10 protein-coding genes are annotated in these 13,055 nt (G+C 43.1%); 6 read left to right on the top strand and 4 right to left on the bottom strand.

Annotated elements, in window-relative coordinates:
- The first annotated feature begins 57 nt into the window (after positions 1-57).
- From PSI23_RS15400 to PSI23_RS15390, 3 genes are all read left to right on the top strand, one after another.
- Positions 58-1,830 carry a type I secretion system permease/ATPase gene (locus tag PSI23_RS15400; RefSeq protein ID WP_273555914.1) on the top strand — a complete coding sequence of 591 codons (1,773 nt, stop codon included), beginning with the start codon at positions 58-60 and terminating at the stop codon, positions 1,828-1,830.
- Positions 1,831-1,881: 51 nt separating this feature from the next.
- The gene (locus tag PSI23_RS15395; RefSeq protein ID WP_273555913.1) at positions 1,882-3,219 is read left to right on the top strand and encodes an HlyD family type I secretion periplasmic adaptor subunit; all 1,338 of its coding nucleotides are present in this window, start codon (positions 1,882-1,884) and stop codon (positions 3,217-3,219) included.
- A gap of 69 nt (positions 3,220-3,288) precedes the next feature.
- Positions 3,289-4,662, top strand: coding sequence for a TolC family outer membrane protein (locus PSI23_RS15390; RefSeq protein ID WP_273555933.1), 1,374 nt, complete (start codon positions 3,289-3,291; stop codon positions 4,660-4,662).
- Between the two features lie 134 nt (positions 4,663-4,796).
- On the opposite strand, the gene xni is transcribed toward PSI23_RS15390, so the two are convergent.
- The 4 genes from xni to PSI23_RS15370 all read right to left on the bottom strand — a co-directional run bounded on the left by xni (position 4,797) and on the right by PSI23_RS15370 (position 10,285).
- Positions 4,797-5,552 carry a flap endonuclease Xni gene (xni, locus tag PSI23_RS15385; RefSeq protein ID WP_273555912.1) on the bottom strand — a complete coding sequence of 252 codons (756 nt, stop codon included), beginning with the start codon at positions 5,550-5,552 and terminating at the stop codon, positions 4,797-4,799.
- Positions 5,553-5,627: 75 nt separating this feature from the next.
- Positions 5,628-6,995: a nucleotide 5'-monophosphate nucleosidase PpnN gene (gene ppnN, locus PSI23_RS15380; protein WP_273555911.1), complete on the bottom strand. Its 1,368-nt coding sequence runs from the start codon at positions 6,993-6,995 to the stop codon at positions 5,628-5,630.
- A gap of 192 nt (positions 6,996-7,187) precedes the next feature.
- Positions 7,188-8,033 carry an NADPH-dependent 7-cyano-7-deazaguanine reductase QueF gene (gene queF, locus PSI23_RS15375; RefSeq protein ID WP_273555910.1) on the bottom strand — a complete coding sequence of 282 codons (846 nt, stop codon included), beginning with the start codon at positions 8,031-8,033 and terminating at the stop codon, positions 7,188-7,190.
- A gap of 560 nt (positions 8,034-8,593) precedes the next feature.
- On the bottom strand, positions 8,594-10,285 hold the full coding sequence (locus PSI23_RS15370; RefSeq protein ID WP_273555909.1) for a cholesterol oxidase substrate-binding domain-containing protein: 1,692 nt from the start codon (positions 10,283-10,285) through the stop codon (positions 8,594-8,596).
- Positions 10,286-10,685: 400 nt separating this feature from the next.
- Here PSI23_RS15370 and syd point away from each other — a divergent pair, with 400 nt between their 5' ends.
- From syd to truC, 3 genes are all read left to right on the top strand, one after another.
- Positions 10,686-11,234: a SecY-interacting protein gene (gene syd, locus PSI23_RS15365; protein WP_273555908.1), complete on the top strand. Its 549-nt coding sequence runs from the start codon at positions 10,686-10,688 to the stop codon at positions 11,232-11,234.
- Between the two features lie 583 nt (positions 11,235-11,817).
- The gene (locus PSI23_RS15360; RefSeq protein ID WP_273555907.1) at positions 11,818-12,174 is read left to right on the top strand and encodes a YqcC family protein; all 357 of its coding nucleotides are present in this window, start codon (positions 11,818-11,820) and stop codon (positions 12,172-12,174) included.
- Position 12,175: 1 nt separating this feature from the next.
- A complete protein-coding gene (gene truC / locus PSI23_RS15355) occupies positions 12,176-12,928 on the top strand; it encodes a tRNA pseudouridine(65) synthase TruC (RefSeq protein ID WP_273555906.1) in 753 nt (250 codons plus the stop codon).
- Positions 12,929-13,055 lie beyond the last annotated feature (127 nt).

Genomic DNA, 13,055 nt, shown 5'->3' with positions numbered 1-13,055 from the left:
ATATAAGGGTATAGATAACTAATTCGTTTTGCTTCAGTTAATGATAAAGGGATTGCAGTGAAATTACGCTTTCCAAAGGATGAAATCACGGATGTTATCCGTGCACGCAGCAAGGTCTTCTGGACTATTGGCTTATTTACGGCATTCATCAATTTGCTGATGTTGGTTCCCACTATTTATATGCTTCAAGTCTATGATCGAGTACTGCCATCCAGTAATGAAATGACTTTGCTGATGCTGACGTTGATCACATTGGGTATGTTCGCCATTATGGGCGGGCTGGAATATATCCGGAGTATGGTGGTGATCCGCATTGGCAGCCAGTTTGATATGCACCTGAACCAGCGGGTTTATACCGCCTCATATGAATCCAACCTGAGAAATGGTTCCACTGACGCAGGACAGATGCTCAATGATTTGGCGACCATCCGCCAGTTCCTGACGGGTAATGCACTGTTTGCTTTTTTTGATGCGCCTTGGTTTCCTGTCTACCTTTGTGTCATTTTTCTGTTCAGCCCGTATTTGGGATTGTTGGCGCTGGTTGGGGCGATCATTTTGATCGCGCTGGCGGTGCTGAATCAGTGGTTATCTCAAGCGCCTCTAACGGAAGCAAGCAATCTTTCTTTACGATCAGCCAATTTAGCCAGTACTAACTTGCGTAATGCCGAAGTAATTGAAGCGCTCGGAATGTTGCCGACATTGCGCCATCGTTGGTTTGACTTGCATAAGCGTTTTCTCAATTTTCAGCGCATTGCCAGTGAGCGATCCGCATCTATTACAGCGTTGACTAAAACGGTGCGTCTGGCTCTGCAATCGTTGATTCTTGGCTTGGGCGGTTGGTTGGCGATTGAAGGGAATATCACTCCCGGGATGATGATTGCGGGTTCTATTTTGATGGGAAGGGCGTTGTCGCCGATTGAGCAATTGATACAGGCATGGAAGAGTCTGAGTGCTGCACGCCTGTCATGGCAACGATTGGACAAGCTGCTGAAAGCTCAACCAGAACGTAAAAGTGGCATGTCATTACCACCTCCTGAGGGGATGTTACGACTGGAAAAAGTATCAGCAACACCACCGAGTAAAATGCGGGCAGTCGAGGCTTCACAAAACGGATCATCACCAAATAATCAATATGTCTTGCAGGATATCAATTTTGCCCTGAGTTCTGGTGATGTGCTGGGCGTGATTGGCCCCAGTGCGTCGGGGAAGTCTACACTGGCGCGTTTGCTGGTGGGGATATGGCCAGCGCAAGAGGGCGTTGTACGGCTCGATGATGCTGATATCTATCAATGGAACAAAGATGAGTTAGGGGCATCCATAGGTTATCTGCCACAGGATATTGAGCTGTTTGGTGGTACGATCGCGGAAAATATTGCCCGTTTTAATGATGTTGAACCTGAAAAAGTCATTGATGCGGCGAAGAAAGCCGGTGTTCATGAATTAGTACTCAATCTTGAGCAGGGTTATGACACTGTGATTGGCGCTGGTGGTATGGGGCTGTCTGGTGGGCAAAAACAACGAATTGGTTTGGCTCGTGCTCTATATGGCAATCCATCGCTCTTGGTGTTGGATGAACCTAACTCGAATCTGGATGATATTGGTGAAAAAGCCCTGAGCCATGCGATTGCTCAATTACGGGAACAAGGTAAAACGGTGGTCGTTATCACCCACAGACCTTCATTGCTCTCGCAAACAACCAAAATTTTGCTGTTGGTGCAGGGGAAAATGAAAATGTTTGGCCCTTCCCAGCAAGTTATGGAGGCGCTATCTCAATCTTCGTCTCCGTCACAGTCACAGTCACAGTTAAAAGCGGTCGAACGTGCCTCGTAACATGATTCAGCCATATTTCAATTCTTGGGATATTTCTATTTGGGAGTAAAGATGTCCTATCAGACTAACGCAAAGGATACCCAAAACGAGGTGTCGGAATTATTGCCGCTGGATGCAAATCGTTACCTGCGAATAGGCTGGTTGGTGATTGGGATTGGCATTCTGGGATTTCTCATCTGGGCAGCATTTGCACCACTTGATAAAGGGGTTGCTTCTTCTGGTACTGTTGTGGTTGATGGGAACCGTAAAACGGTACAGTCCCCTGTTAATGGCATTATCAGGCAAATTCAGGTGAAAGAGGGCGCGCAAGTGAAGGCCGGGCAGGTTTTGGTTCAGCTCAGTCAGGTACAGGTTAATGCTCAAATTGATTCCCTGAAACAGCAGTTTTATACCACCCTGGCAACGGAAGCCCGGCTTCTGACCGAGCAGCAAGGGCGGGATGCTGTTGTTTTCCCTCCCACGCTCTTGAATCAGCAATCGGAACCACGCATTGATGAAATTCTTGCCTTGCAAAAACAGCTCTTTTTATCACGTCGTGAAATGCTGCGCAGTGATTTGGCGGGAATGCAACAGACCGAAGAGGGGCTGAATTTTCAAATCAAGGGACTGCGGGAAGCCTTGATGAGCAAACAGCAACAGCAAGTCTCACTCAAGGAACAGGTTACGAATCTGCAACCTCTGACTGAAGAGGGGTATTTTCCTCGTAACCGCTATCTGGAATTACTGCGTAGTCAAAGTGAATTGAGTGGCAGCATGGCTGAGATGACAGGGCGTATCGGTCAGCTTGAAAAGCAGCGACAGGAAACGCAGCAGCGAGTTATCCAGCGTCAGGCGGATTACCAACGTGAAGTACGCAGCCAACTGGCAGATATACAAGTATTGGCTAATGAGCTGGGAAATAAGCTGGAAACGGCACAATTTGATCTGTCACATACATCCATTATTGCTCCGGTAGATGGCTCGGTGGTTGGATTAACCGTGTTTACTCAGGGTGGTGTGGTGGCTTCCGGTGAGAGATTAATGGAAATTCTGCCAACCCAGAGTGCGCTGGAAGTAGAGGCGCGTTTGATGGTGAACCTGATTGATAAAGTGGCTATAGGGCAGGATGTTGATTTGATGTTTACGGCATTCAATCAGAACCGGACGCCGAAAGTCGCGGGCAAGGTGATGGTAGTTTCTGCCGACCGTTTGGTGGATGGGGTGACAAGAGAACCTTATTACCAAATGCGGTTGAGAGTAAGTCCTGAAGGCATGGAGAAACTGGCAGGGTTGAATATTAAACCGGGGATGCCTGTTGAGGTATTCGTCAAAACAGGCTCGCGTTCACTGTTGAGCTATTTGTTCAAGCCATTGATGGACAGGGCGTCTACATCACTGATTGAGGAGTAACGGAGGATGTTGATGTATTACCGTTTTTTTGCCAATAGACGTACTCCGCTATTTTCTCTATTTTTTAAGATGTTATTGCCCATGTCGTTATTATCGCTGGCGTTGTTTTCTCGTTCTGCCAGTTCGCTTTCCTTAACGGAGGCTTATGCGCTGGCATTGCAGCACGATCCGACGTTTCAGGCTGCTATCAAAGAGCAGGAAGCCGGGCAGGAAGAAAAAAATATTGGGATGGCAGAGTTGCTGCCTAAAATATTAATCAGTTACCAGAATTCGCCGCAAAACTGGCAGAAGATGGAATCGCAATCTTTAAACAATCGGGGAAGGGCCATCAGGGAAAGTCGTGATCGGCAGTATAACAGCTATAACGGTGCGATTGTTTTGACCCAGCCATTGATCGATTTCGAAGCGTGGGCGCGTTATCGAACCCGTCAGGCTTATACCTTGATGAGTGATAGCCGCTTTCGGGCGGATAGCCAGCAATTGGCGGTCAGAGTAGTGAACAGTTATGTGGCTGTGGCTTATGCGCAGGATCGTTTGGCACAAGTAGCCCAGCAGCGGGCAGCCTATGAGGAGCAACTCGAGCACAATCAGAAATTGTTTTCTTTCGGTGAAGGCACTCGTACTGATGTAGCAGAAACTCAGACGCGTTACAGTCAGGTACTGGCTGATGAGTTAGTGGTGCTAGATGAGTTGGATGCAGCCATTCGTGATTTGCAGTTATTAGTTGGCATACCGTTGCCAGTAGATTTGCCTGTTAATCGTTTATCTGATTCTTTATTTAACTCTTTATCCAATTCTCCGCGGTTCAAAACAATCAAACTAGACTTAGAACACTATGCCGATTGGGAACAGCTGGCATTACGTCAGAATCCCCAACTGACTGCGGCCCGACAAAAAGTTGAGGTGGCGTATCAAGATATTGCGCGCAATCGCGCGGGATATCTGCCGAAACTGGAGTTATATGCTTCCCATAGCGAAAATAAATCCAGCAGCGATAACAGTATCGACCAAAAATACCGGACCGATTCTATTGGATTGCGCGTATCCATGAACCTCTATAATGGTGGAAGTACTTCGGCGGCGGTGCGTCAATCAGCAGCAAACTATGGCAAGACTAAATATGAGATGGATGCTCAGACAGGAGAAATCCTGAATGCGCTGCGGCGCAACTATAACGCCTGCGTGAATGGTGACAAGCGGATACGAGCTTATGAAATGGCGGTGGAAGCGGCGGCATTACAAGTGAAGGCGACCCAGAAAAGTGTGGCGTTGGGGCAGAGAGTGAATGTCGATATATTGAATGCCGAGCAACAGCTTTATACCGCTCGCCGTGAATTATCTCAGGCAAAATATGACTATATGAAAGCGTGGATTGGGTTATTGAATGAATCCGGTCAATTAAAGGGTGAACATATTAAGTTAATTTCTGATTATTTTGGTTAGGATGATTGGTTAAGATGATTAGTTGAGATGACTGAAATGTGATACCACGTTTTTCTGGCTTGTAAAATTTGCATAGCAACGGGTATCACACATCATATTTTTGTAACAATATATTCCTGTAACAATATTAATTTTTATCTATTGATGAGTCTCAATTGCTGCAAATTCCCTTGTAGTGATAAGTCGGTTTTTAGCGATGCAATTTCGCGGCTGATATAGGCCATTTCTTTATGAGATTCCAATTTCTTTCGCCATTTATCCGGCAGGGTTTCCAGATTCTGGAATAAATTATCCAGTGTACCCGTTTGTTGTAACAGAATGGCCGCAGTTTTGGAGCCAATGCCCTGAACTCCGGGGATTTTACTGCTACTGATGCCTGCAAGCCCCCAATAATCGGGAAGCTGGTTAGGGGCAACACCAAACTCTTGCTGGATAAAAGGTAAATCCAGCCAGCGTTTTTGGAAGTAATCACGAATTTGGATATTGGGAGAAATAAGCTGGCAATAGCCTTTATCGGTTGAAACAATCGTGACACTATGCCCGCTATCAGCGACTTTTGTTGCCAGTGTTGCGGCTAAATCATCCGCTTCATGCCCTTTCGCATGCCAGCTGGCGACCCCCAGGGCATTGAATGCCTGCTTAATTAATGGCATTTCTTGCTGCAAATTATCCGGCATGGCAGAGCGTCCCGCTTTGTAATCGGGGAGAAGATGATGGCGCCAGCTATGGCTGCGATCATCTTCATCAAATACCGCCACGGCATGGGTTGGGGATGCGTGGGTGATTAACTGCTTTAACGCATGTTCACAGGCGGGAATACAAGGGCTTCCCTGTACTGCATGAATGCGTCGAATCAGATTTAAAGCGTCTACAATCAAAAGGTGTATCATGGTCGTTATCTTCCATCCGTGGATCTATTCCTTGGCACCAGCCTCATTGAATTGATGAGAAAAGGCATCTGCGATTTATTTGATTATCTCATAACATGGCTCATAAGCAGTGCCTCCGGGAAGTTTCATGCGATCCTGTTCCACAAAATCTTTCAGAAGGTTGTCCATGCTATGCATGATATCTACATCTCCATGGATCTTGAATGCGCCATGTTTTTCTATGGCATGGATACCCACTTCTTTTACATTGCCTGCCACAATACCAGAAAATGCGCGCCGTAGCGCTGATGCCAGTTTTTCTGGTGACTGATTTGGGTATAAATTCAGGTCAGCCATGTTTTCATGGGATGGACTGAATGGAGACTGCAAATCAGGGTTGATTTTCAGTGACCAGTTGAAGCTATAGGCATCTCCGGTAGAGTGGCGATTTTCTTTGACGCTCGGCATGGCTTTTTTCATGATACGAGCGACTTCTGATGGGGCATCCACAATAACGCGATAGTAATGGCGGGCCTGTTTCCCCAGAGTATTAACGATAAATTCATCCAACACCTGAAAGTAATTGGCGCTTTCTTTGGGGCCAGTCAAGACCAGCGGTAGAACTTGTTCCTTATTTTCGTGACTCATCAAAATAGACAGCAAATACAGCAATTCTTCTGCCGTTCCTACCCCGCCGGGGAAGATAATGATGCCATGGGCAATACGAACAAAGGCTTCCAGACGCTTTTCAATATCAGGCATAATGATCAGTTCATTCACCAGTGGATTGGGTGGCTCTGCTGCGATAATTGAAGGTTCTGTAATGCCGATGAAACGACTTTTTTTGTAATTCTGCTGAGCGTGTCCTACTGCGGCTCCTTTCATCGGTGCTTCCATTGCACCCGGCCCACAACCCGTACAGATATTCAGCTCACGTAATCCAAGCTCATTTCCTACTTTGCGCCCGTACAGGTACTCTTTCTCATTAATGGAATGACCACCCCAACAAACAATCATATTGGGTTCTTCTGAGATATGCAGTGCTTTGGCGTTGCGCAGGATAGAGAAAATGGTATTGGTAATATGCATACCATTTTCCATATTTAAATTGTTCGCTTTCTGTTCATTGGCAATTTGCGCGTGAACAAACAAAATATCTCGCAGTACTGCAAAAAGATTTGTTTGCAGAGAACGGATGATTTTGCCATCAACAAATGCTTCTTCCGGGGGATTAACGAGTTCCAGTTTTACGCCGCGCTCTCTGCGCAGTACGTTGATATCAAAATCTTCATATTTTGATAGTAATTCTTTACTGTTATCTGTCTGGCTACCGGAATTGAGAACCGCCAGTGAACAGTTACGGAAAAGGCGGTATAAATCACTGCTTGCGGTACGCTTAAGCGTATCTACTTCAAGCTGAGAGAGTAAATCCATTGATCCTAATGGATTGACATGTGTAATCAAGAATGACTCCTTTTACCCTTTGCAGGGGTTCCTCATAATGATTTATACCCTCATTTTTCAGTTGCTGCTTTTTTATTGCTTTTACTCATTTACCATCACAGCAAATTGACCTTCACAGCAACTCGAAATCTATTGGGTATAACTGATTTCATCCAGCAATTTGGTTAGCTGCCACTAATCAGGTCACTTTGATTACTGGCGGGCTAACCTTCCTATTGTTGGAACAAATGCTTCGTTACTGCGCCATGGATTGATATCCAATCCTCCCCGACGGGTATAACGTGCATAAACCGTGAGTTTTTCAGGAGCGCATAACGTCATTAAATCATTGAAAATACGCTCGACACATTGTTCATGGAATTCATTGTGATGCCGGAAGGAAACTAAATAGCGCAATAGCTTTTCCTGATCAATTTTGGCACCTTTATAGCGGATCATGACAGATCCCCAATCGGGCTGATGAGTGATCAGGCAGTTCGATTTGAGCAAATGGCTAACTAAAGTTTCCTCAACGACAGGGCCAATTGCTGCATTGTTAAGATAACTGCGCTTGAATTGATAATCATCAATTTCAATATCCTGATTATCGATGCATTTTCCTTCAAACTCAGTAATTGGCTGCTGGCTGAAATCGTGGAGAGGATGTAACACAACGTCAATATTGCCGTTGGCACAAGCAGATAAATCTTGTTGCAGGGTTTTTTGTACCGTTTCCCAATCAACAAAGCGGGTTTGGTTAAAGCTGTTCAGATAAAGCTTAAAACTTTTTGATTCTATAAGGTTTTCGCTGTGCGCATCTAAGCTGACATGACCGATGGCAACTTGAGGGACGCCGCGTGCGTTGAGCCAGGAGAGTTCGTACATTGTCCAGATATCAGCACCATGAAAAGGGAGGTTATCCGGAAATAGTTCAAGCGGTTCACGATTCATACTACGGGGAACTGCCTGCAATAAAGCAGGATCGTAGTTATCGCGGTAAGGCGTTGGTTTACCTAGTGTGAGTTGGGAGAGAGCCTGATTATCCTGATACAAAGACATTAGGATTCCTTAAAAGCTAAAAAATTTTACGATTGAGATAGTTTTTGCGACTGTGGCAGCCTTTAGTGTATCAAGGAATCCTAACGGTTCGTATTTTTATTGTTCATTATTCCTCATGTTCATTAAGCCATTTTAGCGCTGCTTCCACAAGGCTAAGTCTTTTTGCTTCGATGGATGCGCTCCCTTGCCGCCGCGACGCACCTTGAAATCCGTTGGTATATAACCCAGAGATCGGTCATTAAGTTAGTCATCGGTTTACCTGAAGTGCGGGCAGGGACAAAATTCCATTACCTATGTTTGTGAACTTTATTTCATGATTAAAAAGTTTTTGATGTATTTTGATAAGCAGCTTTCAGAGCTGTTTTATATTTAAATATATTCAGCGTTTATCTGATCCAGATAGGTATTATTGAATTGTTCGTTGTTTTTAGTTTTTGATTCAATTTTTATTACGTATTTATTTGTGTTTTCTCTATTTATTTAATTTCCCCACATTTTAGTAAACAGCAGATATAAAAATATATCTGCTGTTTATTAGAGTTATATTTATTTAAATTACATTAATCAGAAAGTAATTTATTCAATAATGGAGATCTAAATACATGATGTGGATCATACTTCTGCAATGCAGAAACTGTTGAAGCCCAATTGTTATCAGCAGATAAACCATCAGTAAATGAAGCAGGGATTTTTTTTGTTAACACATCTGTATCTTCCCATGCAGTAGTTTTTCCATATGCCCAACCTTTACTCCATTCGACACGGGCTGATGCGTAAGTCCCATTAAACTCCTGAAATAACCATTGCTCGAATTTACGCAGAAATTCAATGGAATATGGTGTGTTCGGAAAGGTCAATATATCCAGCCAAACTGCGACATCCCATTCAGGGTGATCCAAACGGGGACGAATGGCAGATAAGCCAGGAACAACCGCTTTTTCATACATGACTTCGGCAGGATTGTCTAATCCAGTGACTCTAACTTCGAGGGGGCCGTTGATAGGGTATTTTCCTTCAATTTCAAATTCTTCAATCAAATTTTTCCATTGGCTATAAAATACGCTTAGTACACGTTGAATATCAGCACGGCGTGTTAATACTGCATAACCATTTGCCGTAACGCGTAATGTTGTTGGTTTCACATATAACAGCAGGTTTTTACTCCAACCCCAGATATCTTTTTCACGGCCTTGTAAGGCGATGTTTGTGAGTAGATATTGCATTTCACCTATAAACGGGGTCACTGAAGGGTTAATGCTAAGTGCTTCCTTCACAAGATCCGATATGATAAGTGGAATATTATCGGAAAATGGGTAGTTATAAGGGGCGTTAACTTCAACGCTGGAAGGGGGTTGAGTTGGTGCTACACTCCAGACCTTTAGCCATGGATTATTTGTAAAGGGAAACAAAATTATCTCAGCCCGACCACTTTTATCTAAGAATTGGCTAAGAGTTCGATTTCCTTTTGCATTTTCTGAGGAGGCAAATAATTCCGCCGCAGGAATATCGGTAAGGCTTTGACAGCGTAAGCGTTGATTTTTACCCGCCTGAAATTGGACTTCTAAAATGAGGGCACCGCCTATATGGATTAATAAAGGAGCACAATTTGGATCACTACGTTCAAACTGTTTAATGGCATATTGCTGATTTTCTTCATCCCACACGATAGCAGACAGGGATAATATCGTATTACTGAGAGAACCAAATGTGTGTCCCGGAAGTAGCGTTTCGTCAAGTGCATTAATGGCAGTTCCGTGGCCTCCTATTGCGAGAACAGCGCCGAGTGTTAAATCTCCGGGAGCAGGTGTTGCAGTGAAACCCAAGCCTTGATCTTCCATTTGGGTCATTAACTTTTCCATCAATATGCCAGTTTGTGCTGTCACTATGGAAAATTGAGAACGATGTTCGATACTGACCTGACTGAAATAAGGGGAAAGATCCATCAGCATAATGCGATTGGTGAAACTTTGCCCTGATTCCAATATTAATGGTGACCAATTATGTGATTGTCCGATGGGTCTTAATTTATAATTCTCTTTCCATGCCCAATTGACGACGGTAATAACATCTCCGATAGATTTAGGTATGCAGCACGGTATATTATAAGCTTGAATTTCTCCTGACCAATTTTTAAAGTTTATTGTTTTCCAGATTATTTCTTTGGGAAAATTAGGTAGGTTATATTCTATTTCTGTAATTATAACTTTTTGCAATTGATTATTTTCTCGTTTAAGTAATTCTGATGATGGCATGTCCTATTTCCTTGTTATTTAATCGGTAGGGTTTTATTTTTTAATATAAAATCAAGAGGGAATCTATTTTTTATATGTTTTTTATATATTGTTTTCTGATTGGATATAATTGTTGTAGCTCTGTAATTTGAAAGATGTTAGTTATTTTATTAATATTTAGGTAAACAATTTTTGTTAGCTATGAATATAATCGATGATGCTATAAATAGAATGTAAAATCATTATAGATTTTATAATTTATTGAAATGGATCTAAATATTTAGAAAAGAATAGGCTATATCAACATTTTTTCATTAAGGTGGTAATATTACTCTTCGGTTGTTATTTTGCTAAAAAGCGTATAGGAATGAGCGGAATAACATTATAAGCCTGAGCCTGAAAATGTGGATGATATAATTGTATGACCTTTAATGTGACAGAAGCACTCTCTGACTTTACCCGACGTTATGTTGAATTATGGCAAGAAAAAACGGGCTTTCCTCCAGCCAGCAGTGAGTTGTATGGTATATCTTCACTATGTATTGAGCGTACGGGAGATGGTGTGGTGCATTGGCTTCCCCGGCCGTTTTCTGTTCAAGAAAAACTCAGTAAAGTAGAAACTGCACTGGAGATCCGTTTGCAGGACTCTATCCATGATTATTACGTGATGCAGTTTGCGGGTGATATGTCCGCCAGCTTTGAGGGGCAAAATTTCAGCCTGATTCAGGTATGGAGTGAAGATGATTTTATTCGGTTGCAGGAAAACCTGATTGGGCACCTTATCACACAGAAGCGCTTAAAACTCTCGCCTACTGTATTTATTGGAACCACTGATTCCGATATGGGACTGATTTCCGTGTGCAATTTGACAGGGCAAGTGATTATCGAACAATTTGGCAGCGATAAACGAAAAACTTTATCCCCAGATTTGGCCAGTTTCCTTTCGGTTATCAATCCTGTAATGAGCTAATTGCAGATATTAATTTAATTTCTTGTAAGAGATATCTCACATAACGCGTGAGATATTTCTTTGAATCATGGTGTGAATATTATTCATGTGTATTATTTTTATTTTGTATCAATGATATGCGTGATTTTATCTTAGCGTTAATTTTGTCTTATCTCCTAGGATACTGATTCAGTTGCTTGTTTCAAGAGGCTAAATCGTAGATCCTTTCACTGTTCCGCAAGGAGCCACAGCAAAATAATTGCCAGGGAATAAATCCATCAGGAAGATGGTTCAAGGATGACTAGGTACAGGCAGGAAGGCCGAAAACTATCAGTATAATGATTAAGTAAAGGATTACTAATAGGGATATTTTTTGTCAGGGAAAAAAGCAGGGAGTGCCCTATTTAGCAGGATTGCTATGACAGCCACTCTAAGGGAGGAGATTTTATCTCCTCCCTTATTTCATTTATATATGTCCGTATATAGCCGTAATTTTCCTACCGCAACTTTTCCGCTGAAATCGTATCAATGATACTCTTACGTCCCAATGACGTGGTGGCAGTTTCTGTCATCTGAGCAACAGACAAGTATCAGACGAAACATCATGAGTATCGAGAAACAAATTCTACATAAATTACAGTTAATTGAAGCTGCCATGAAAACGGCAGGTCTATGGCAAAATTATCCACCTAAACCAGAATCCTTTGAAAGTACTGAGCCTTTTTCTATTGATACAATGTCGGCAGAAGAGTGGCTCCAGTGGGTATTAATCCCAAGAATGCGCGCTTTGATAGATCAAAAAGCCAGTTTGCCGACAGCATTTGCCATCGCCCCATATTTTGAAGAAGCTTATAAAGAAGAAGTAGAACGTTATTTACCTTTGCTTGAACACTTACGTGCATTGGATAAATTGTTTACGGGCAATTTGTCTACGGGCAATCTGTTTACGCAGGATATTTGAGATGTTGGATATTATTTATCAGGATGAACATATTGTTGCAGTCAATAAGCCAGCCGGATGGTTAGTTCACCGTAGTTGGCTGGCTCGCCATGAAACTGTTTTTGTGATGCAAACACTGCGTGATCAAATTGGGCAGCATGTTTTCCCTGTTCATCGTCTGGACAGGCCAACATCCGGTGTCTTATTGATGGCGCTTTCAAGTGAAGTCGCCAGAACACTTTCACAACAATTTGAATGCCACGATATACAAAAAACATATCATGCAGTTGTAAGGGGTTATGTTGAAGGTGATGATATTATCGACTACGCCCTAATGGAGCAGTTGGATAAAATTGCGGATAAATTTGCTGATACAGACAGAGAAGCGCAACCAGCCGTTACTTATTACCGTTCGCTGGCGCAAGTAGAATGTCCGATTGAGATAGGGCGTTATCCAACATCACGTTTTAGTCTTTTGGAATTGACGCCAAAAACTGGTCGTAAGCATCAATTGCGGCGGCATATGGCGCATATTCGACACCCGATTATTGGGGATACCACGCACGGCGATTTGCGACAAAATCGCGGTGTTGCTAAGCATTATCAGACTGGCAGATTAATGCTGCATGCCAGTCATCTTCAACTCAAGCATCCCGTGACAGGAGAGAATCTTCTTCTGACTGCGCAATGGGAGCCATCATGGCAACATTTGCTTGAACAATTTGGCTGGCAGGGTATTGTGCCTGATCTGGAATGTCTGACTATTCATGAATGAACGTAGTATCAATCAACTTAGTACTACAGCCGTAATTGCTCTGTAAGCCGATGATCTCCCCGGCGGCGGTAGTGACATTGTTGCGCCCGGTATTGATGCCGTCGTCGCCAGTCTGACCAATGTAAAA

Origin of the sequence: Xenorhabdus yunnanensis, from assembly GCF_028598805.1 — a bacterium.
In the GTDB taxonomy this organism is placed as follows: Bacteria; Pseudomonadota; Gammaproteobacteria; order Enterobacterales; family Enterobacteriaceae; genus Xenorhabdus; species Xenorhabdus yunnanensis.
Note: the sequence above shows the minus strand (reverse complement) of the source record. Positions and strands in the feature narration are given on the sequence as shown.

Coding starts and splice junctions, on each gene's coding strand:
- PSI23_RS15395 (WP_273555913.1), top strand. CDS start 1,882: ATGTCCTATCAGACTAACGCAAAGGATACCCAAAACGAGGTGTCGGAA.
- truC (WP_273555906.1), top strand. CDS start 12,176: ATGTTGGATATTATTTATCAGGATGAACATATTGTTGCAGTCAATAAG.
- PSI23_RS15370 (WP_273555909.1), bottom strand. CDS start 10,285: ATGCCATCATCAGAATTACTTAAACGAGAAAATAATCAATTGCAAAAA.
- syd (WP_273555908.1), top strand. CDS start 10,686: ATGACCTTTAATGTGACAGAAGCACTCTCTGACTTTACCCGACGTTAT.
- PSI23_RS15360 (WP_273555907.1), top strand. CDS start 11,818: ATGAGTATCGAGAAACAAATTCTACATAAATTACAGTTAATTGAAGCT.
- PSI23_RS15390 (WP_273555933.1), top strand. CDS start 3,289: ATGTTATTGCCCATGTCGTTATTATCGCTGGCGTTGTTTTCTCGTTCT.
- xni (WP_273555912.1), bottom strand. CDS start 5,552: ATGATACACCTTTTGATTGTAGACGCTTTAAATCTGATTCGACGCATT.
- queF (WP_273555910.1), bottom strand. CDS start 8,033: ATGTCTTTGTATCAGGATAATCAGGCTCTCTCCCAACTCACACTAGGT.